Source organism: Paenibacillus taichungensis, from assembly GCF_050994985.1.
Taxonomy (GTDB): domain Bacteria; phylum Bacillota; class Bacilli; order Paenibacillales; family Paenibacillaceae; genus Paenibacillus; species Paenibacillus taichungensis.
Genome location: NZ_CP194720.1, coordinates 3,049,596 through 3,072,966 on the forward strand (window position 1 = coordinate 3,049,596; position 23,371 = coordinate 3,072,966).

The following is a 23,371-nucleotide window of genomic DNA, read 5'->3' on the forward strand; positions in this document are numbered from 1 at the left end:
TTTTTGTAATCTACGAAAAAGCGTGATTCTCTGTACTTCCAACTATTCCGATGGTAATATACAACTTAAATTTCATCCTTTATCTGGAAGGAGTCATGAACATGACAACAATACAACGCTTGGATGCTGCACTTGCGGCACATATCGAGAAGATCGAACATTATAAACAGGTACAAACCCTGCTTGCCTGGGATGCTCGCACAGGGGCACCTCGAAAGGGCGCATCCTACGCCGCACGAGCCAAAGCAACATTGGCTGGAGAACTATTCAAGTTACAGACCGATTCTGATTTCGGTTCGCGATTAGAAGAAACAGCACAACAAGAGGACCTTGATGAGCTATCCAAGCGAATTATTGCAGAGCATTGGAAAACGTATAAACGCTGGAGCGCCATTCCAATAGGGGAATATCAGGCATTTGTACAGCAGCAAGGTCTTGCAAACGCCGCTTGGCTGGAAGCCAGAGCTGCCAATGATTTTTCCATTTTCGCTCCGCATTTGAAACAGATCTTCGATGCAAGCTTGAAGTTTGCCGGATACTGGGGATACGAGCAGCATGCATACGATCCACTCGTACAGCAGTTTGATCCTGACCTGGACAAAGTAACGTTGGATCGCATTTTCAGTGAGCTGAAATCTGCTCTTATACCACTGATCCGTCGCGTCACCTCTTCCGCTAAGCAACCGGACACATCCATATTCAACCATCCCTTCCCACTTGAACAGCAGCGGCAGCTTGGGATCGAGCTGTTACAAGCCATTCGCTACGACTTTGATGCCGGGCAATTCGGTTCAACCGTGCACCCATTCAGTTCTGCCATCAATCCTTACGATGCACGTCTTGCAGCCAAATTTGTTGAAAATGACGTTCGCGTTTCCTTGTGGAGTGCTTTACATGAAGGAGGGCACTCACTCTATACACAGAATATTGACCCCAACCTGATACATACTGGACTTGGGATCTTCACTTCGTACGGCATTCATGAATCCCAATCGATCTTTTTCGAGAAATTCATTGGCAGACATAAAGGCTTCTGGGAAAACAACTATTTTATTTTGCAAAAAATCAAACCTGAAACGTTTGGCCATGTGAGTTTGGATGACTTTTATTTTGCTTTAAATGCAGTAAAACCGTCGTTTAACCGTTTTGAGGCCGACGAACTTACCTACAACCTGCATCTCATTATTCGGTATGAGTTGGAGCAAGCCATTATTGCTGGAGAAGTGGATTACGAAGGATTGCCTGAAGCATGGAATGATAAATATGAGGAATATCTGGGCATTCGTCCCCCGACTCATCTGGAAGGCATTTTACAGGATGGACACTGGAGCGCCGGATTTGGATTATTCCCTTCCTATACACTTGGGTTTGTCTATGCTGCACAAATACACAAAGTCATCCGCCGCGAACTTCCCGATTATGATCATTTGATTGAATCAGATCATATTGAGACAATTACCGGATGGCTAACAACTCATATTCATCAATTTGGTAAATCAAGATCGGCGGACGAGCTAATCAAGTCCATCACCGGAAAAAGTATTGATACCGCTCCATTAATTCATTACTTAACGGAAAAATACGAGCAGCTCTACGAGTTGTAATGACTCTGTGATTCTGCAAAATAAAAAAAGCGAGGATTGATCCTCGCTTTTTTGGTGTATCATTTTTTTAAATGGAATGTTGTATGACTTGTTGCTTGTTACACCCGTAACAGCTCTACCCATTTAGAATCCTCTTTTTCAAAATACGATTCACTTGCTCTGAGCTGGCTAGCATTAGGATAAGAAAAACAAGTACAACCAGCGGGAAAAATCCGATATTGGTTTTCGCAGCAAGAACGCCAAAAAGCGGAGGAAGCAATGTAGTTCCTGTGTATGCCAGTGCCATCTGGTATCCCATCAATCGAGCAGAATTCGCTTTGCCGAATCGAACTGGAGTTTCATGAAGAAGTCCGGGATAGATGGGGGCAAGCCCCAATCCAATTAGCATAAATCCTGCCAGCGCAAACGAAATGGATAATGGAAGCAGCAAGATGATTCCGCCCACAATGGCAGTCACTTGACCCGCTAGAATTAACACCCGATTTTTTATTTTTAACGTGATAAAGCCTGTTATCAACCTGCCCATCGTAATACCACCGTAGTATAAGGAGATCCATCCCGCAGCCGTTTCTGCCGAAATGTTTCTTGCTCCTACCAGATAGCTGGCTCCCCATAAACCAACCGTCGTCTCCACGCCACAATAAAACAGAAATGCAATCAGTGAGTTTTTGACTCCCTTAATCTTCAATACATTCCGTTCGGGTCTCTCCTCATGCTGTACTAACGTGTTGTCTGCTTGCACATGATCTGATTCGTTGTTCAGACTCGCACGCTCCCGACTTGCAGCCACACGCTTCCACAACGGCAACGTGGCAAACAAAATCAGGACGAGGCAGCACTGGACGACAGCTACAGCTGTATAGCCGCTTCTCCAGGAATGATGTTCCGCAATGTAATATGACATAATAATCGGCCCTGACGTCGCGCCAACACCCCAGAAACAGTGCAGCCAGTTCATATGGTGTGCTTTGTAGTGCTCTGCGACATAATGATTCAGTGCAGCATCAACGGCGCCGGCCCCTAGACCGAGCGGAATGGCAAGAATGACGAGCCACACCAATGAAGGGGCGAAGGAAAATCCAAGGAGTGCTCCGGCAGTCAGACAACAGCTAATTAACGTAACCTTGCCTGTTCCCCATTTTTGAATCACCGTGCCACTTGCCAAGCTTGAAACGATAGTTCCCCCTGCAACGACCATCGACAGAATTCCTGCTGACCCAAACGAAGCGCCAAGTTCAGGCCACATTACGGGCCAGGCTGAACCTAGTAGGGAGTCCGGAATCCCCAGACTGATAAACGCAAGGTAGATAATGATAAGAAACCAAGTTGCCATAAATAGATCCCTTCCCTGCATATAAATTAAAAGTAAATGAAACACAATAATGCTAGTCAATTACTTTATTTATATACTTTATAAAGTTATTTTATTATATTGCGTCAAAAATTTTTCTTTGTCAATAGATCGTATCAGCCAAATTAAAACAGCCGTAGATCTGGATTAGAAACTCCAGATCTGCGGCTGTTTTTGGACATAAGAAAAAGGCGGTTTATCGCCGCCTCCATCTTAACATTTCTCAACTTACAGGAGCCTTAGCCGAATCAACGGCTCGTTTACCTGCCCACACATCCTGGACGTAACGCCCTTCCGACTGAAGCTGATTGAGCCAATTTTTCGCCTCCTGGCGGGTTGCTCCCTTCGCCTTTTGATATGCTTGCCGCAAAGTCTCTTCCACGGCGAGAGCCATAAGGCTTCCATCCCCGCATACGTAGATTCTCCCTTTGGCATCAAGTAAATGAAGTAAAGCTTCGGCTTCCTGTAACATCAGATGCTGAACATACGTTTTGGGCGTACCCTCAACACGCGAAAAAGCGGTGTGCAGCCTGACGATGCCTGCCTGTTCGTATTGTTCAAGTTCTTGACGATATATGAAATCCGAATCATTCCTGCAACCAAAGAACAAATGTGCTTCACTCAGTGGCAATCCTCTCTCTTTCAGCACAGATCTGGCCTGCAGGAAACCTCTGAACGGTGCAACCCCCGTCCCTGGACCAACCATAATAATTGGAACATCCGGCTCTTCTGACAGCTCAAATCCGGACCCTGGCGTACGTACAAACATCGAAATACTCTCTCCCGTCTGGCATTCGGCCAAATAGGATGAAGCCACACCACGGAATTCACCATTGCCGCTCCATGCAGGCTCTTTCACAACGGACACCGTGATACTGGCCTGCTTGGCATTGAAGTGTGGAGAGCTGGATATGGAATAATACCTGGGCTTGAGTGGAGGCAGCATTCCAAGGAATCTTTCAAACGGCAGCTCACAGGCTTCATACTTTTCCAGCAGTTCCAGCATGGTAGTTCTGTTTTGAAGTATATGTTCCCTGTAGTTGTTTTCTTCAAGCATCGCTTCCAGCTCGCGTTTATGAGGTGGGCACACCGTATGGTTGGCCAGCTCCTGAAGCTGCGCCCTTGTAACAGGTGCTTGCAGCTCAACACAGGAATGGAGCAATTCATTCACTTTGACAGGACGGTTTAGAGGAAGATGTGTAAACTGTATTTCGTTCGAAGTTAATTGGATTTGAACCTCTCCTTTTAATCCAAAACGATGCAGGATGCGATTCACGATTTCATCTGCATTCAGGGGCAATACGCCAAGATGATCGCCTTCTTTATAGGTCATGCCTTCAGGCAGCAGCATCTCAATGTGACGTGTACTCCGCCCACTATCCATTGCCTGAAGCTCTTCATTCACCACTATAGTGGCATAGCTGGCATTGTAGGTTCGTGTAAGTGGCAGATCGGCTTTCTCGCGAACGAATTCCATTTGAAGTGTACCTCGTGAGGAGTGCTCCATCGATTCCTCGCTGATCCCCAACGCGTTTAACATCTGAGGCCACAACACCCGCTTCCACTCTTCCACTTGTTTCTCCATATCCCCGCCTGCATCGACTTCTCCCCGAGTTATCAGCCTGTTGCCTCCCAAGCTCGCAAGCTTCTCATCGACCAATCGAGGAATGCTCTGGTAGGTACCAGACCAGCTCCGATCCCCGCAGCCCAGAACTGCATAGGTCACACCTTGCACCTTCTCTGACTCGGCTTCCTTTAACCACTCGATAAATGCCGCTGCATTTTGCGGAGGTTTACCATTATACGAAGCTGTCACGATGAGAACGATCCCCTTATTGGGCAGACGGCCAATCCATTCATTCAATGCTGCGGCTTCGCTTGGAATTCCATAGGTACGGGCTTTCTCTGCAAAAACTCTGGCAATGCCTTCTGCCGTCCCCAGATTGGAGCCATATAGTACCAGTAATGTTGGATTGGCATTTACCGGAGTTGAAGTCGTCATAGATTCCATAATAGGGCTATGACCAGTTACATTTGTATGAATACCCTGATTCGGCTTTTCATTCGAGGGTGCAACAGAAGCAATCAGTTTCGATGATACAGTACGTACTCTCACCTGAATTCGAAAATCGCCTGGTTTTAACGTTAACGTTTGTTTCACATCCAACTTATAATCACTATAGTCAACCAGTTCAAAATGTTTTAGTACCATACCGAGTACAAGGGTTGCTTCATATAGAGCAAACTGCATACCGATACATGCTCTCTCCCCATTGCCAAACGGTTTATACGCGTGATGAGGCACTTGAGTCGTATCTTCAAAACGTTCCGGCCGGAATAGCTCTGCATCCTCTCCCCAGGCTCCTTTGTCACGGTGAAGCTGAGGCAGAAGAATACTACAGCTCTCCCCTTTTTTCAGCGGATATTTGCCACCGATGACAGTGTCTTCTTTGGCATAGACGTCAAATCCGGGAGCGGTTGGCCATAGACGCAGCGATTCACTGAGAATCATGCGGATATATGGGAGCTGAAGGATTTCCTCGTACTGTGGAGAGTCACTTACCAACACCCGATCCACCTCATCATGGGCCTTTTGAAGTGCTTCTGGATTGTTCAGCAAAAAATAAAGGGCAAAAGATAACAAACCACTCGTCGTTTCATGTCCGGCTATGAGGAACGTAATAATCTGATACCTAATATTCTCATCGTCCAGCGTTTCTCCGGTTTCCGGATCTTTGCCATTCAGCATACGAGCGAGCAAGTCAACCTCTTCAGGAGCAGCACTTGCTTTACGTTCCTCAATAATCTGATCGACCAATGAGAACATCGTTTGGATGTCTTCCTCGAACTGTCGCTTGGTTTTCACCATCAGCAGATTTTGGATTTTCAAGCGTGAGCTTTTTTGCATAGCCTCATTTAATGCACGAACCATACTTTCGATAAAAGGACTGTGATCCTGTCTGTAAAAGCTGTTAAATCGATAATTGAAACCACACAGTCCAATGGTATCCAGCGTAAGACGTGTCATGTCATCTGCTACATCAATGGTGTCGTTGGAATTCAAACGTGCCCATTTGTTTATCAATTGTTCGGCTATGTCGACCATCATCGGATGATAACCCTTCATCGCCTGTTTACTAAAGGTGGGAAGCAAAATATTATGTGCCTTTTTCCAGTTTGGCTCGGATGTTCTGCTTGTAAATAAACCATCACCTCCAAAGGCACGTACATTCTCGAGTTCATTGTATACAAATTTATCAAATCGAGATACGTCACATAATTCAGCTACCAGATCTGGGCCAGATACGATCAAACCGGAATAACCAGGAACGGTCAGTCGATATATCGGTCCATACTCCTCAGCTAATTTCCCAAGGGACAATGTTGGTTTCTCTTTATCAATCAAGGGCAGATTCCCGAGTGGTCCATACATTTTGGGCTGTGGAACGTTAGTTGCAATACTCATTTTAAACACCCTCTCCCAGAGTTTAAAATGATAGTATCATCTATCATTTGATACAATAATAAACCGAAAACAAATGAAAATCAAATATTGGGTTTATGACAAAAACGGTCGGAACTAGTCCACTTATCGATGGAGAAGAACTAATAAAGATCTACTAAAAGATGATTAAACACAAAAAGGGAATTGCTTTTTTGCATTCCCTTTTTGATCAGATCTATTTTGTTGACTTATCGTTTGTGCAAAGTACTGGACAAGAAATTGTACATCGTAATTCTACGGGTTTAAATGTTTACCGCGCTCATCCCAGGCTTCCATATTAAGTTCACTGTTAATCGTTACAGCGGTTAATGCACCAAGGGACGCCGCAGTAATGGCCTGGTACAACTCCGATGCTGCATCTCCAGCGCTGAACAGACCCGGTACGGTTGTTTTGCCGAAATCATCTACAACGACTGTACCCGCATCCGTAACCTCACAGCCTATCGTCTGCGGAAGTTCTGATCAAGCCGTTAGTTTCGGTCCAAAGAAAATCCCGGTGCACGAGATTTCGGTACCATCTTCTAACACCACTTGCTGCACCATACCATCGCTTGATTCAATAGATTGAATTGGAGAGCCCCATATCGGGACACCATGCTGCTTCAATTCCTCCCTCTGCTCATCCGTCAATTCATCAGGTCCATTCGTGCAAATGGTAAACTCGCTTGTCCAGCCCGAGATCGTCTTGGCCATATGAAATGCCTTGGCTCCATTCACAATGATGACAAGCCGTTGATCTCTTAATTCCCAACCATCGCAATAAGGGCAGACAAAAGCACTCTTGCCATATACCTCTTTCAACCCGTTAATATCTAGAGGAAGGTCTTTTTTTCCAACTGCAAACAAAATTTTCTTTGTGCGATAGACTTCTCCTTGGGCCGTTGTAACTTGAAAATCACCATCTGTTCCTGTCACTGAAGTCGCTGTGTCCCCTGCAAAATGAACGGACGGGTAAGCGCTAATCTGTTCTTTCGCAACCTTCCGAAATTCACGTGGACTTGCACCATCTCTCGTCAGGAAACCGTGTGTTTCACGCGTAACCCAATTACGTGGGCGTTCATCATCTATGACCACAACATGTTTGCGAGCTCGTCCTAGTACAAGTGCAGCATTAAGACCCGCTGGTCCTCCGCCTATAATTAATACATCCATCTTTTGATCCATATTTAACACCCTTTCCAGATATTTAATATCCTTTATCGTTACAAAAAAAGCCCTATACTGATTACATCTTGTCTCCAGCAGCTGTTCTTTAATAGAAACAATGCAAGACGAGATCACTTAATACCATTAAAGATCTCTTATATCTACAATAAACAAATAATGCTCAACATGCAAGAAAAATATGCTTCTCTTGTTATCCCTGCTATTTGGTTTCAATGACCTGTATCACAGAAAATCATTTTTAACAATTAAAAAAAACCTTGTTTTTAAATTGTTCACAATCAAATGACATTATTTTAAATACTAAATCGTTAATTAATTCACATACTGTATTGAGTGCTATAATAAAACCACGAGATATATAAGTATAGATATAGGAAGTGAGTTCTTGAAAACATTGAATAAAGGGGCACGACCCGAAATCAGCCTGGAGTATACTAGCTCGATTCCGAAAGTATTTTTTGATACGATCAAGATCGGAATCATCAAATCCAATCTGATCGCCATGTTTGCCGGTTTAAGTTTGGCTTTGTATGTATTTGATGCATCTATTTTAGCAAATATTGTACCCATTATCCTCTCTGTTATCGGGTCTTCCCTGATTATTGGAGCGGCCGGGGTGTTTAACAATTTGTATGATCGGGATATCGATGCGATCATGGAACGCACCAAAACACGCCCAACGGTAACTGGTCGTGTAGATACCAAAACAGGTTTGATCCTCGGTATTGCCATTACGATTATCGGGGGCATCATGTTGTATATCGCTTCCCCTTCGGCTGCCGTATTTGGCATATTGGGACTGTTGTTGTACGTGTTCCCTTATACGATGTGGACCAAACGAACAACGGTATACAATACGGAAGTAGGAAGTCTTTCAGGCGCTGTTCCTCCACTCATTGGTTGGGCAGCCATTTCGCCAGAACTGGGTCATTATGAAATTTGGGCTTTGGTTGTTACCATGCTGTTGTGGCAGATGCCTCACTTCTATGGCATTGCCATCCGGAGATTTGATGAATACAAAGCGGCTGGCGTTCCGATGCTTCCTGTTGTAAAAGGTATCAGACGGACATACATCCAGACAAATGTTTATCTGGTATTGTTGTTGTTCTCCAGCTTCTTGTTCTGGCCGATGAGTCCGTTCATTGCCATTGTTGCGTTTCTGGTAAGTTTGGCTTGGCTTATTCTTAGTGTGGCAACTTTCGATAAGAAAGAAACCAAGAAATGGTCGCATAAAATGTTTATTTTCTCCATTAATCACATCACGATTATCTTCCTGGTCATCATTGCGTATTCATTGATTGCACCGCTGATCAAATAAAGATTGACCAAATGAGCAATAATAAAAGCCGTACAGATCTTAACTCTTTCAAAAAGAGTTGTCTGTACGGCTTTTTTCATTTGTTATAAATCGTATATCTTATCCTATCCCACTTTAACCGGTGTTTGCTCACCTTGCCAAAGTAGCTGCATCTCTTCATTAGTAGCAAGCAAATCTGATAAGCTGCCCTCGGCCTCAATTCGTCCATCCTTCATGATGATGATATGATCTGCCTTCGCAAGTGCTGCTCTGCGGTGAGATACCGCAATACATGTGACATCTGGCTCCTCGAACAAACCTTCCCAGACCTGTTGCTCGGTTTCCACATCCAGCGCACTGGACAGATCATCGAAGATGAAGAGGTCTGCTTCCGTCATAAGCATACGTCCGGTAGCCGCGCGCTGAATTTGACCGCCTGACAGCATGACACCTCTTGGACCTACGGACGTTTCGAGTCCTTGATCCAGGTTTTGAATATCCTTATCCATAACAGCCAATCGAATGGCTTTTGCAAGTGCGACTTCCGTACGACCCTGTTTGCCCTGAACAATATTCTCTTTCAGCGTATCACTGAACAATCGAGGTACTTGCGGCGTATATGCTGCTCTAGGCGGCATCAGGAAGGTAGCGGGATCGACATCTTTGCCATTCCAGCGAATCGTACCCTCCTGTTTGGGCAGCAGTCCCAGAAGTGTGCGGACCAGAGTCGACTTGCCAGAACCGATCCGTCCAGTGATGACCAGAAATTGTCCCCGCTTCACACGGAAGCTGATATCCTCTATTCCATTTGCAGAATGAGGATATTGGTACGCCAGATTGCTGATTTCCAGCTCTCTTAGCTTCTCTTTGGGATCTCTCTGTTCATTAGGTAGCTCAGGCGGATCTTCATTCAGATACGTCTCTCTGAAATCCATGATCCGGTCTTCCTCCCCAGGACGAAACAGGGTTCGCATGCGGTCAAAAGATACTTTGAGCCGTTTATGCTGGAATACCATATAGCCAAACAATGAAATGCTAAAGCCAATATTGGCAAGATAACTGGTGAACAAGGCAAAATTACCTACGGTGAAATTGCCGGATTTCATCTCGGCCGCACACATCAGGAGAATGAGACCTGTACAGATACTGAGCACATGCTGATTAAGTGATCTCATCCACTGTTTGAACAGATTATCCCGGAGTGCAGCTTGACGACGTTCTTCATTGAGTTTGTTAAAGCGAGTAGAGACATGCTCTTCTGCCTGCCCAAGTTTCAGTGCCTGCACAGCCCCAAAGGTTTCAGCAATGAAACTGGTGATTCGTCCTGTCGACTCACGATTGACCTGTGCATATCGACGAGCCCGATTACCAGACAAGTTATTCAGCAACGTTACGATTACCAGTGGCAACACAGCTACCAAAGTGATTTTCCAATTAATGTTCGCCATGATGACGATGGATACAATAGCGAACACGAGCCTTCCCCAAAAATCCACCCAGGATTCTACGTACTCAACCACTTCATCCACATCATCCCGAAAGCGACTCATCGCCTCCCCCGGTGAAGCCGGCAGATTACGTCCTGGCCAGCGCATAATCCCAGCGAGCATATTGGTACGCAGAATGGCTTGAATATGGTAAATGTACGTGATCCATGCATAGAATGCGGCAAAAAACGTCCCTACTCTTACCGCTCTGATCAAAGCAATGAAGATCAGCGGAGCTGCCAGCCACATATAATCACTGGAACCCGCCGTTGCCCGGTCAAAGAACCACTGCATCCCGATCCCTATTGCCAACGGCAAAGAATGGAATATGCACCATGACAATCCGTTGATCAAAAATAGAAAAGGCCTGAATCGAAATAAACGGCCTATGAATCCTGTTACATTCACGCCAATTCCTCCTCTCGCCCTGTAATCAGCAATCTGGCATAATGTGACGCCGGATCGCTGGCGAGCACTTCTCTGGCTCCGAATTCCAGTACCTTGCCATCACCCAATACCATAATCTGATCGACCTTCTCCAGAGTAGCCAGGCGATGTGCAATAATAATTCCCGTACATTGCTTCATTAACTGATCAATGGCAGACTGAAGCATGCTCTCTGTAGCAGCATCCAGCCGTGAGGAAGGCTCATCGAGAATAACCAGACTTGGTTCAGTCAGAAATACTCGCGTCAAGGCAAACAATTGAGCTTCCCCAGCGGACAATGAAGAACCACCTGCCTTCAGATGGGTGTCCAACCCTGCCGGTTGTGATTCAATCCAATGACTTAATCCAAGTCGATCCGTTGTCTCCTTAATGATCTGATCCGAGACATCCTGATTGAACAGCGTTAAATTGTCTCGCAACGTACCGTCGAACAGCTGTACATCCTGAGTAACCATACCAACCCTGCGGTAAAGTGCAGGCAAGGTAAGCTCTGTAATATCTTTGCCACCCACACGAATTGTTCCGCTATCCAGATTGTACAGGCGCAGAAGTACCCGACTGAGACTTGATTTTCCGCTACCGGTACGACCGATAATGCCAAGTCGTTCGCCAGGTTTAATGGCAAAGTTAATATTCTGCAATACAGGTTTATCTTCGTTATAACTGAAGTTCACCTGTTTGAATTCCAGACCAAGCGGCCCTTCTGGTAGCTGATCTTCTCTTCCGTTCTCGATCTCGCTGCGTAAAGACAACAGTTCTCTTGATCGAAGCATACCTGATTTCGCCTTCTGAAACTCTTGAACCTGATCGCCCAGCATCTCAATCGGATCATTAAGCATCTGTGTGTATTGATATATCAGAAACAGGGTTCCGATGCTGATGATGCCTTGCATGTAATAATGAACACCGAGCAGAAGTACTGCCGTGACTGCAAGTGCGAACAGAATGACCGTCGTATTCCATGGAATCACCCGAAGCAGCCAGGCTTTCCTTCCTTTTTGAAATACAACACGCATCGTACGATAAAAGCGATTCATCACATACGGGACATGCCCGTTCGCTTGAACATCTTCAATTCCCGCAATACGCTCTTCAATTAATCCGAACAAGGATGCACTCGCTTCCCGCTCATTTTTGGAAGAGTTTACTCCCAGGTTCCGAATGAACACCATAAATAGAATCGATAATAATGTAAACACCGTCATGACGATCGCAATCGGTACGTTTACAGTGAACATAAATCCGAGAATTCCGGCAAGCAAGACAAAGCTCCCCACCACCTGCACAATGAACATCGCGAAGAAGTTGGAGATACTCGTCACATCACCATCCACCCGTTCTATCATCTCTCCCGGCGTCTTCACATTATGAAACCGCATATCCAGACGCAGACAATGCTTCAGGAGATCTCCCCGTAACCGGTTCGTTGCTCGCCAGGCCACATCATTCCCCAGATAACTCACGGCTACTGTAATCAATTGATTTACGACGGCAACAATTAGAAACAATCCGGCAAGCTGGATCAGGTTAGAAAGGATTCCCCCACTTGCCGCTGTATCAATGAATCGTTTGATAATCTGTGGATTCAGGAGCTGCAGCCCTGTTGACGTTAGCAACATCACCATAAGTATGGCCAATCGGCCTTTGACTGGTTTTAGATATTGCAGCAGCCAGGACATGGAGCGTTTCTCTGTTTTGGGCATAACCCCTCACCCCTTCGTATAACATTTCTTTTCATTGTGGTGATTCAAAGCATTTTGCTCCCTCACTAAGATGAATCATACATAACAACAATAAATGCAACATTTCCAACTCGTGGATGAATCTTATCTAGTGTGTTTACCATTTAACATTCTCCCAATCCCTCTGGCATTCTTCCCGAAATCTTTGCACCCATTGTTCAGAAATCTCGTCTGCGATCGGGTCAAAGAAAGGGGGCGAAACGGTCACACCGTCAGTTTGAACATCCAAAAACGCTAGCACTTTCATGACGGTCCCTTCGTAATCCTGTATAAAATCCTCATAAACAATCGTCAACGGCACAATACCTGACTCGGACAGGAAATCTTCAATTGCTGCTTCGCACATATTACTCTCCACAAGCAGATGTTTAATCGCATCAAAGTTATATTGATCTGCAATATCTTGTACCTGAGGGCTGTCTCCGTGCTTGCGGTGCCATTCACCCGAGACAATGGCTCTCCACCATGACACAGCCAATCTGACTTTGTTGCGACGCGTCATGTAAATATGCTTGGTGCAATTAGGGAAGCCCGTACTCCATACCTCAGCCCGCGATAACGTTGTTGGCAGACTATAGAGACTTCGGAATGCGTCAATCCATCGTTGTTCAAAATTAATTTTGATTCCGAATACTCCGTTCGATGTTGTTCCCTGATCCCAGATCTGCTCCAGATCTTCACGCTTTAATGTGTCTGGGCTCTTATGCTGATAATGCAGCCACTCGCTCGGATATCCTGCCACACCCGTAGAACTTAAGGCTTCACCCAGCAGAGTACTGCCGGTTCGTTGGGAAAACCAAATGGTATAACTTTGATTAGGTCGTTTCATATCGTTGCCTCTCTTTCTCCCCTTGGGGTGATTTCCCGCCAAAAAGTACTACAACATCTCCCTTCTATGTGCAACAAATTGGGTGGAATGCATGCAAAAAAGCCATAGATGAACTAATGTCATCTACAGCTTGTAACAATAAGAGAATCATATGAAATAAGAAGCGTTTCCGGATTTCTCCTCTGCACGCAATAATGATGAGCGTCCACGACAGGGGTGCACAAACATGACTGTCTAAACGCCAACACAAAAAAATTGGTTAAGTCACTTGCTCATGCGTATTCAGTTATCGATTCAGAATGCGCCCTGTCTGGAACATGTTCATCTTAACCACCCGTCACACATATTTGTTGTTTATTGTATTCGCTCTACTGTAATCCGTCAAGATAATATTAACTCAATTGTTATTTCCTTCATGCCACTGAACATCTTATGCGGCGATTTCAACGATCATAACCCAGATAGGGAATTTCTCTGAGATTAAACATTAACCTTCCTCTCCCTGACGACAAGACGCTTATGCGCTACGATAAGAAAAGGCAGTCCAAGTGCAGTGGTCAGTGCCAGCGGTACAAAAACGAACAGACCATTCCCCGTCCCAAATTGGGTTAATAGGAGCCCTCCAAGAATCGGTGCCATGACGCTCCCCAAGTTATTGAATCCAATCGTGCCAAAGTAGGTCCCTTTCCATTCAGGTTTGGCAATACGGTCAATCAGCATATCCATCATGGTGAACATGAGCACTTCCCCAATGGTGAACAGAATGACACTGATCATCAGCAACATAACACCTTCAGCTATGCCAAACAGGAACAGACTTGTTGCGACCAGCACGTTTCCAAGTATGAGGGGTACAACCGGCGGGAATTTGCTGGCCACTCGCACAATCGGGAATTGGATTACAAGCACAGTCAACGCATTGAGTGAAAGCATATAGGAAAACACTTGACTTCCATGTTCAAAGAGAGGATTCTGGGCCACATACTGAGCCAAGGTCGAGCTAAAGTGCCCATACCCGAGTACGCAAAACGTAGTTCCGATAAGTACTGGCAAAAATACACGGTCGCGTCCCGTAGTAGCCAGTGCATCTCGTAAACGAGGTGCTGCGACCTGAACATGTTCCGGCAGATTTGCACGCTGCAATCGAAATTGCAGGAACAAAACCAAGCCGTAAACGATATATACCAACCCGGAGATCATGAACGGAAATGTAGACTCCGCTGATCCAAGCTGAAGACCGATAATCGGTCCAAACACGACACCTAGATTAATGGCCGCATATCTGAGGTTGAAGACAAGCAGTTTATTTTGTGGTGGAGTAATATCCGATAGAAGTGCACGTGACGTGGGCTCAAACACGGCGCGGCATAAACCGTTTAACGTATTGGCCACAAAAAATACCCACAGATGCTCAGCTGCTGAAAAGATGAAGAAAACACAGGCCCAGCCAAATACGGAGACCATCATGACCACTTTGCGGCCGATTCGATCGGAAATATAACCTCCATAAAAGCTGACCATAACCCCCGCCAGAGAACTGACCGCGACGGTAATTCCAGTCTGTGTGGGTGTAGCTCCCAGTACCTGAGTCAGATAAATGGATAAAAACGGGATGCTCATGGACGTAACAAGACGTCCAAACATCGTTCCAACAATGATGGTCCAGGCTAAAGGGTGAATTTGACGTAAATGCTGCTTCATGCGTATGGTTCTCCTGTTCTAGATGTTTTTGTCTCAGATGGGCTACCTTTGCCCTATCCCTTTATGTATAATTGTATGGATCAAAGGGGGAAATAAAAGTGTAAGAAAACATGCGCACATTTCACCTTTTATGAAGGAGCACATTCATATGGATACAGCAACAACCCACTATCTGCGTCTCGCCACAGCAAAAGAACTTTCTCTTCAATTTCATGAAGCGGTTCCGGTAACGATCGAAAGCCTTTCGGCTGCCCTATGCTGCACTCCACGAAACGTGAAGTTTATTCTGCGCAAGCTGGAAGAACAAAGCTTTATTCACTGGCAGCCCGGGCGTGGCCGGGGTCATCATTCTGAGATGACATTGCTGCGCAGTGTGAATGAGGCGCTCGAAGAGAGCTTTTTGGAGCTCATGGGCAGAGGCAAAATGAAGGAAGCAATCGAGTTGATTGGCAGCACAGAGAAGAATGATGCTCTCCGGGAGCGGCTGCTGAATTCGTTAAATAAACAGATGGGATTCCACAGTCATGCCGAGAGCTCTTCCGGTCAGGACGTGCTTCGCATGGTAAGGTCACGAAGATTGGCAGAGCTGGACCCTGCTTTTGTGTATACTGCTTTTGAAACCTATCTGCTTGGGCAGGTATGCAGCACGCTAATCACCTATGACGCCAAAACAGGAACTTTCCTGCCGGATCTGGCGCATATGTGGGAGTACAACGAGGATCACAGAGTTTGGGTTTTCTATCTGCGCAAAGGTGTGCGATTCCACCATGGTCGGGTAATGACATCCCAAGATGTCCAAGCTACATTAGAGCGCTTGCGCACTGTAGACAGTCCATTCATTTGGCTATACCGGGATATTGAGCGTACCGAAGTTGTCGGGGATTACTGCATTCGCTTTTATCTAAGTCGGCCTAATCGTTTTTTCCTGAACTTGCTTAGTTGTGTCTCAATGACGATTCTCCCCTATGATGTCGATGTAACCCAACAATTAATCGGTACCGGACCTTTTCGGATCAATGAAATAAATGAAACGGTGTTGATCATAAGCGCATTCGATGCCTATTATGGAATCCGTCCTCATCTGGATCGAGTAGATATCTGGTTTGTGCCCAATCTGGGTCCTTATGAACGTCATTATGAGTTACCAGGAACAGACCGACTTAAATTGGCTACAGACGATACGGGGAGCAACAGTGTTGATTATCCAGCAACAGGATGCCGATATATGCTGATTAATTTTCGTAAAACCGGTATTCACCATCAACTGGAATTTCGGCAAGCCATGCGCATTGTTTTCGATCCAGTCGCTTTGGTGAGGGAACTTGGCAGCAATCGAATTACACCGGCAAACAGCTTTCTTCCCTGGAAAAGCGCAGAGCATGTCTGGCGCGAGTCTTCACTTGAGGATGCCCGTGAGCTCCTGTACAGCAGCGGATACCGGGGAGAAAAAATCATACTTGCGTATACTGTAGCTAAAGACCAAAAAGAAGCAGAATGGCTTAAACAGCGCGGATCCAGCATCGGTTTATGTATTGAGTTGCAACCCTTCGTTGAATTTCCCAATGTGAGAGAAACAAGCGAAGCCGACCTAATTATCGCAGAAGAAGTTTTGGAAGATGACTGGCAATTTGGCATGATTAATTTCTTCATCAACAAACGTAACTATTTTCATATTTGTTTATCTCCCGATTTACAGTCCGTATTTTATCAAAAAATGGAAAATTTCCTTCAGCAAAATGAAGAGCAAAGGTCGTCGCTGCTCAATGAAGCAGAGGATTTGCTTCGCGATAACTGCTGGATATTGTACGGCTGCCATATGAATAAAAAAGCATTACTTAATCAAAGTCTCTTTGGCCTTCATACCGCTGAGTTTGGGTTCATGGATATCTCCAAACTATGGATCAAAAATCAGTAGTTTAGCATTCTGAGATATGAACGTGCAAAAAAAGCCGCTCCCTTATCATCGATAAGGGAGCGGCTCCATTGCCATTCAAAAATCCGTTTCTACGGAATATGGAAATCAATTGTATGCAGTGGGATATTTCTTTATTTTGTAAAACTCCTCCATCACTTGCATAATGGATTCACTTTTAATGGGTTTGCTAACATACGCATCCATTCCAGCCTTCAGACATTTGTCCATATCCCCTCTAACTGCGTTCGCAGTAACTGCAACAATATAAGGGCATGCCTCTGGCCGCATTAATTCCTTAATCGCTTTGGTCGCTTCGAATCCGTTCAGCCGAGGCATGTGCACATCCATGAACACAATATCGTACGCACTTCGTTTGACAGCTTCCACTGCCTCTATTCCATCCACTACATAATCGACAAGATGTCCTTTCTTCTCAATCATCCGGCGCAGAACAAGTTGGTTCACCTCATTGTCCTCGGCAATTAGAATTCGAAGTTGATCTGTTTTATTCTTTTTCTGTTGTAGATCGAATCTGTTGAATTCCTCCATGTTGCTGGCTTTAAACGATGCTGTAAACATAAATGTGGTCCCCGGATCGTCCGAATCCTCAATCCAGATATCACCCTGCATAAGTTCTACAAGCTTCTTACTGATAGCCAGTCCAAGTCCAGTACCTTGAGGCTTACGCGTCATGAAATTCTCCAATTGGTAGAAGGCTTCGAATAAATGCTTTCTTTTCTCCACTGGAATTCCTATCCCTGTATCCTTCACCTTAAACTGAAATTGAACGTCATTGTATTCTTGTCCGATAACCTTCACCTCGATCTCAATACTGCCTTCCGGGGTGAACTTTACTGCATTACCAATGATGTTGGTTAGGACCTGTTTTAGACGGTAAGCATCCCCAAACAAGGGAACAGGAATGGCGTCATCCAGGCTTAAACGAAGATCCAACTGTTTCTCCCGAATCATTGGTGTTACGATCTTAACCGTCTCTGTCACAATCTCCTTAAGATCAAACGGCTCATCCACCAGATCGGTTTTACCCGACTCTATTTTGGAAAAGTCCAGAATATCATTGATAATCGCAAGCAGTGAATCCCCGCTCTTTTGAATAATCTCAATATATTCCTTTTGTTCTCCGCTAAGTCCAGGCGTATCCAGAAGCAAATCCGTCATCCCAATTACGCCGTTCATGGGTGTACGGATCTCATGACTCATCATTGCCAAAAACTCACTTTTGGCTTTATTCATTCGTTCGGCAGTCTCTTTGGCTACAAGAAGCTTTTTCTGTTCCGTAATATCCTTGGCAATCAGGTAGAACCCTACGTTTTTCTCATTAATAATGATAGGCGCAAGCGTTGCCAAAACTTCTGTCTCAGAACCATTTACGTGCTGAATGGCATTGATTTCTTTTTCAGCCATCTCATACTGGCTATTAAGAATAAGTCCAAGATGATACGGTCCGATAAACCTGCATATACTGGTTCCGATCATTTCCACAACCGGGCATCCGGTCATTTTCATAGCTACCGGGTTGGCATTTATGATATTACCGTCCATATCAAAAGAAATGATGGCATCATGATTATATTTTTTGAGTGAAGTATATCGTTCCACCGATTCCTGAAGTTTGAATTCGACGAGTTTACGCTCAGTAATATCCTGCAAAGTTCCGTTTAACTGTATCGGTTGTTGATCTTCATCAAAGGTAATTAATCCTCGCAGATGAAGGTACTTTTCTTTACCATCAGAGCCCAGATGTCGATATTCAAAATCAAGCGGTTGACCCGTTTTCACCCATTCAATACATGCCTTCAATCGCTGCCCCTCTGTCGGTTCCATGAATGAATAGATATCGCTGGCCTTATACAGCTTGTTTTGATCTAAGCCAAAAATCTCGAATATCTGATCAGACAAGGAAACATGGCCACTCAGCATGTTCCACTCCCAACTGCCGATCATGGCTATCCGTTCAGCTTCTGCACTAATTTCCTCATGTTTCTTTCTCTCCGATATATCTCGACCAATGGCAAGGATTTGTTGTTCTTGCCCAGGCTCCCCGATAACCTTATAGGTGGTTTCAAACCAAAGACGATGTCCATCTTTATGATGAACCTGCATATTCAACATATGACCTGTGCTCAAATCGATCTGGGAGACACGTTCCAGGTCCTGCGGGTGAAAAATAGCGGTATTGTTATTGCCCACCACTTCTTCTGGCGTATAACCAAGCAGATTATAAATGGAAGGAGAACAATAGCGGCAAATACCGTCAAAAGTTGCAATATAGATGATTTCCTGTGCATTATCGGAAATAAGTTTGAACATTTCTTCCGTTTGAAGCAGCTTTAGTTCGGTTGTTTTATGTTCCGTAATATCTACAACGTGGCAGATAAAATACAACGGTTCACCGCTGACCTCGTTCCGAGCCAATGATACATGCATTGATATCCATAAAATATCTCCATTTTTCTGAATATAACGCTTTTCGTACCTGTACTCTTGCGATTTGCCTTCACACAGTGCGCTTTCGTACTTCAGATCCTGTGCAAAATCATCGTGATGGGTGATCTCCTGGTAATGAAGATGGATTAATTCTTGAGCTGTATAACCCAGCATACTGCAAAAAGCAGGATTCACTTTCATCCACTGTCCTGTTGGAGCAACAAGTGCAATCCCAATAGGTGCTTGATTATAAATCTGCTCAAACAATTCGTGATGATCGACCTTTTGAACCTGCATCTTAAGCTCTCCTTTTGGTGTATAAACACAATATTTGCTTAATACCCGATTTTTCAATTGTTGAAACATATCATTTCCTAAAAGTTTGTGTCAATAAGCAAAACAAGGCCTGGATTCTATTTGTATTCGAATCCAGGCAACTTTGTATTATTTCATATTTAACCATGCTGAACATGGGAATGGGATTAGTCAGGGAAGATTTTAACGCTCCCGTCCAATGATGTAATCCAACAAATGTCTCAGAAAAGAAATCGGCTTTGGCATTTCGTTGAGCGCCTCGGTAGCCAGACAATAGTGCTCCCACATCTCTTTCTTCGCGCCATCCTCGCCCAGAATGGATACAAAGGTTGAGCTGTTGTTCCGCGCATCCTGTCCTGCCGGCTTACCGAGTACCTGATAATCCCCTTCCAGATCCAGCAGGTCATCCTTAATTTGAAAGGCGATACCTGCATGATACGCAAACTTCTTTAAGGAGGCAATCTCCAGTTCCTTCACCTGAGCCAGAATAGCTGGCATCACAAGTGCAGCCTCGAAAGCAATACCCGTTTTGTAGAAACAGATCATGTTCAATTGTTCCAAAGTGAGCGTTTTTCCTTTGGCATTCAGATCCATCGCCTGCCCCATACACATATCCTCTGCTTTTTCAGCGGAATATTGAATCAGGGTAAGCACGGTTGCGGCATCAAACTGATTAAGGGAAGATTGCTCGCCAATGGCCTTCTGGATGAGAAATAATCCTGTCAACTCCGCTGTTGCGCTGTTATGCACCTGATGTAAGGTCGAACGGCCTCGGCGGGTCGAAGCATTATCCTGGGTCGGCAGATCATCAAAGATCAGTGAAGCTGTATGCATGTATTCCAGTGATCTCAGAAGAGGAATGATAGACGATTCATGTAGTCCATATTCACGTACACCCATCACCCAGGTTAGGATCGGCCTTAGCCGTTTTCCATCTCCTTGCAAACTGTAATTCGCTGCATCAATAAGCGTGCCTTTCATCTCCGGAAGTCCACCCGGTTTGGATATCTGTAATTCAATATTGATCTGTTCACGAACCGTACGAATCGTATCCAGAAAATCCTGTTTTTCACGCTTGTCATTCTGCAATTGGAGGATAACTTGATCCCGCAGCAATTTATCCAAGAAATCCACATCATCGGCTTTTCGCACCATTTGCTGAATGAGGCGATTGAATTCCGGTTGTCCGGAGGCAAAGATGTTCATCACTTCATAGTATTGTTCTTGACCCAAACGTTCTCTACAACGCTTTAAACCATTAATAGCCCGATCCAATATGACCTCCCGGGTCTTCGCATCCAAATGGTACACCTCATGAATCAGATAAGAGATAACCGCCCAGTATAGCTCATACGGATTGATCAGATCAGGCCGCAGGTCACGATACTTCAGATAGTAGGTATACGGGGTCACTGCCCCTTCCTCCATATCGTCAAACATATCAGCGAAATCGTCCGCGAGCTGATTATATATGCCATAGTAGAATGTCCGCAGATCAAAACCTTCATCCACAGATGCACTGAGCACAGAGCGAACAATGAGTCTGGAGGATGAGGATTTAATAATAATCGGAATATAAAGTTCTTCATTGGAATAATTCGCGTTGGACAGTTTCTTGGCCCGATCTATTTCCTGAGACTGAAAGAATACATAAGATTGCTCGAAGAACGTGCGCTGCATCTCAGGGCGCTGGTAGTCCTTGATGTACTCAAACGCATCACGCAGCTCACCATGAACATATTGAATGACTTGAAGATTCGCTCCCTTCCATTCGCCGATATCCGGCACGATCCCTGTGAGAAGCGCATTCCGGATCAAGAGAGAATACTGTTCCTTCTCTTGCGCAGTCAACGCCTGCGAATCCAGCAGGTCATCAATAAATGGATAGGTCAGTCCGTAAGAATAACCAAGCCGAATCGCAGCATCCAGCCTCTCGGAACGTTCTGCCTGGGGAGTCTCATCATTCATATCATCGTTCACATGCAGAACAACGCCAAGAATGATCTTGAGCAGTTTGCGCTGCGCCTGTTCTGCATCCAGTTCTTTGGGGATATTGGAAGCGACATTTTTTAATTTGCTGATGATCCAGATAACAGCTTTTTCCACGTTCTCCTTCTGAGCCCATCGATACAAGGCGGCCAGACTAATATAATCCGGACTTCCCTTGTGATGGGTTGTATTTGAACGTATAAAATACGCTTTGGTAGCCTGAGCGACACGCTGAATGCGTGCCTGGGTATCCGAGGAATCCAGTGCTTTGCCCAGATCTCGCATATAAATGTAAGAAATACTGCGATCCAGGTAATCATCCAGTTTGCCTGTAACATTAAGCCAATGGATATATCTATGAGCATCCCGGGAATCCGGTTTTCTTTGACTTGGTGATAAAAAAGATAACCAGGAAAACGGTTGGATATGTTTCTTTTGCCACAAGTGAATATCTTGTGTAAGTGCAGTGGTATACGTGTTATTCAGAAGTTGTTCTTGAAGAGAAGTAAAATACTGAGCCGCCTTCTGCTCAGCCAGCCGATATCCTGCATCAGCCTGATCTGTGAGTACGTTATTCATAAGATGGATACCTCAACTTCTCATAATGTTAAACATGTATCCATGAAAGGAGTTTGAGGGTGCTCCATGGACGAAAACTGATGTGAATTCATGCAACAACAAATTCGCCAGCTCATGTTCATACCCTTTATACGGCATTCCATCCGTTTGGTTACGAAATCGTCATGGACGCTGCAATCCTATGTGGTTTTACAAAATCGAAGACCATACCTTCACTGCTGTAATGGCGATAAGAACCATCAGTCCATACCGAAGCAGTCTCACATTAATCATTGAACTCACTTTGGAACCGAGTGAAGCACCAAGCAGACTCCCGATAACCGTATATATGATGGGCTCAAGCGGAATGTCTCCACCCATAATCTTTCCCACCACCCCACCAATGGCGGAGATGAACACGATCGCAAGCGAAGAAGCAATGGTCGTCCGGGTAGGGATCTTAAGCACGGTGAGCATGATCGGAATCAATATAAAAGCACCACCCGCACCAACAATTCCCGAGACGATTCCCACGGCAAGAGCCGATCCTGTGGCAACATATGTGTTAAATGTCAGCTGTCGAGCCGAGCCTTCTGTTCCCTTACCGGGAATCAGCATAAGTACAATCGCGATAATGGCGAGAATGCCATAGATCAGATTGATGACTTCTCCATTCAAATGACCAGATATGAAGCCGCCAATCAGACTGCCGACAAGAATACTGGAGCCCATATAAGCCACCAGACCTTTATGAATAAGAGCTTCACTCTTCTCCCCTTTCCTTGTTCTCCTAATGTAGGCAATCACACCAGCGAGTGAAGCAAAAAACACCTGAAACATGCTGATCGACGACACCTCATGTGCCGAGAATGGTTCCAGCCCCATGAGAGAAGGAATATACAACAACAGTGGGTAATTAATTATGGCTCCACCTATACCCAACAAACCCGAGAAGAAGGAACCGATCAGACCCAGTATAAACATGATGACAAAAAGCAGAGTATCCATCGGTTTTT

At 45.0% G+C, this 23,371-nt stretch carries 12 protein-coding genes and 1 pseudogene; 3 read left to right on the top strand and 10 right to left on the bottom strand.

Translation table 11 applies throughout. The features are described from left to right. Positions 1-101 precede the first annotated feature (101 nt). Positions 102-1,604, top strand: a complete 1,503-nt coding sequence (locus ACR1R9_RS13580) for a carboxypeptidase M32 (RefSeq protein ID WP_433923429.1) — start codon at positions 102-104, stop codon at positions 1,602-1,604. 115 nt (positions 1,605-1,719) lie between these two features. Here the strand turns inward: ACR1R9_RS13580 and ACR1R9_RS13585 are convergent, their stop codons facing one another. From ACR1R9_RS13585 to ACR1R9_RS13595, 3 genes and pseudogenes are all read right to left on the bottom strand, one after another. After that, a complete protein-coding gene (locus ACR1R9_RS13585) occupies positions 1,720-2,937 on the bottom strand; it encodes an MFS transporter (protein ID WP_433923428.1) in 1,218 nt (405 codons plus the stop codon). 241 nt (positions 2,938-3,178) lie between these two features. Beyond that, the gene (locus ACR1R9_RS13590) at positions 3,179-6,421 is read right to left on the bottom strand and encodes a bifunctional cytochrome P450/NADPH--P450 reductase (RefSeq protein WP_433923427.1); all 3,243 of its coding nucleotides are present in this window, start codon (positions 6,419-6,421) and stop codon (positions 3,179-3,181) included. 273 nt (positions 6,422-6,694) lie between these two features. Continuing rightward, positions 6,695-7,624, bottom strand: a pseudogene (locus ACR1R9_RS13595) (NAD(P)/FAD-dependent oxidoreductase). Between the two features lie 397 nt (positions 7,625-8,021). Between ACR1R9_RS13595 and cyoE the strand changes: the two are divergent. Next, a complete protein-coding gene (cyoE, locus tag ACR1R9_RS13600; protein WP_373561693.1) occupies positions 8,022-8,945 on the top strand; it encodes a heme o synthase in 924 nt (307 codons plus the stop codon). 104 nt (positions 8,946-9,049) lie between these two features. Here cyoE and ACR1R9_RS13605 read toward each other — a convergent pair whose 3' ends face one another. The 4 genes from ACR1R9_RS13605 to ACR1R9_RS13620 form a co-directional block, all read right to left on the bottom strand. Beyond that, positions 9,050-10,819, bottom strand: a complete 1,770-nt coding sequence (locus tag ACR1R9_RS13605; protein ID WP_433923426.1) for an ABC transporter ATP-binding protein — start codon at positions 10,817-10,819, stop codon at positions 9,050-9,052. Beyond that, on the bottom strand, positions 10,816-12,561 hold the full coding sequence (locus tag ACR1R9_RS13610; RefSeq protein ID WP_175382673.1) for an ABC transporter ATP-binding protein: 1,746 nt from the start codon (positions 12,559-12,561) through the stop codon (positions 10,816-10,818). The genes ACR1R9_RS13605 and ACR1R9_RS13610 overlap by 4 nt, the downstream gene beginning before the upstream one ends. A 136-nt stretch (positions 12,562-12,697) precedes the next feature. Further along, positions 12,698-13,429, bottom strand: coding sequence for a Stf0 family sulfotransferase (locus tag ACR1R9_RS13615; RefSeq protein WP_433923425.1), 732 nt, complete (start codon positions 13,427-13,429; stop codon positions 12,698-12,700). A 480-nt stretch (positions 13,430-13,909) separates the two neighbouring features. Further along, the gene (locus ACR1R9_RS13620) at positions 13,910-15,130 is read right to left on the bottom strand and encodes an MDR family MFS transporter (RefSeq protein ID WP_433923424.1); all 1,221 of its coding nucleotides are present in this window, start codon (positions 15,128-15,130) and stop codon (positions 13,910-13,912) included. A gap of 148 nt (positions 15,131-15,278) precedes the next feature. Between ACR1R9_RS13620 and ACR1R9_RS13625 the strand changes: the two genes are divergently transcribed. Further along, positions 15,279-17,045 (top strand): ABC transporter substrate-binding protein, encoded by a 1,767-nt coding sequence (locus tag ACR1R9_RS13625; protein WP_433923423.1) that lies wholly within the window; start codon positions 15,279-15,281, stop codon positions 17,043-17,045. Between the two features lie 105 nt (positions 17,046-17,150). Here ACR1R9_RS13625 and ACR1R9_RS13630 read toward each other — a convergent pair whose 3' ends face one another. From ACR1R9_RS13630 to ACR1R9_RS13640, 3 genes are all read right to left on the bottom strand, one after another. Next, positions 17,151-19,790, bottom strand: a complete 2,640-nt coding sequence (locus ACR1R9_RS13630) for a PAS domain S-box protein (RefSeq protein WP_433923422.1) — start codon at positions 19,788-19,790, stop codon at positions 17,151-17,153. Between the two features lie 201 nt (positions 19,791-19,991). Then, complete coding sequence (locus tag ACR1R9_RS13635) at positions 19,992-22,376, bottom strand: polyprenyl synthetase family protein (protein ID WP_433948941.1); 2,385 nt, start codon at positions 22,374-22,376, stop codon at positions 19,992-19,994. A gap of 189 nt (positions 22,377-22,565) precedes the next feature. Next, positions 22,566-23,363 (bottom strand): sulfite exporter TauE/SafE family protein, encoded by a 798-nt coding sequence (locus ACR1R9_RS13640; RefSeq protein ID WP_433923421.1) that lies wholly within the window; start codon positions 23,361-23,363, stop codon positions 22,566-22,568. Positions 23,364-23,371 lie beyond the last annotated feature (8 nt).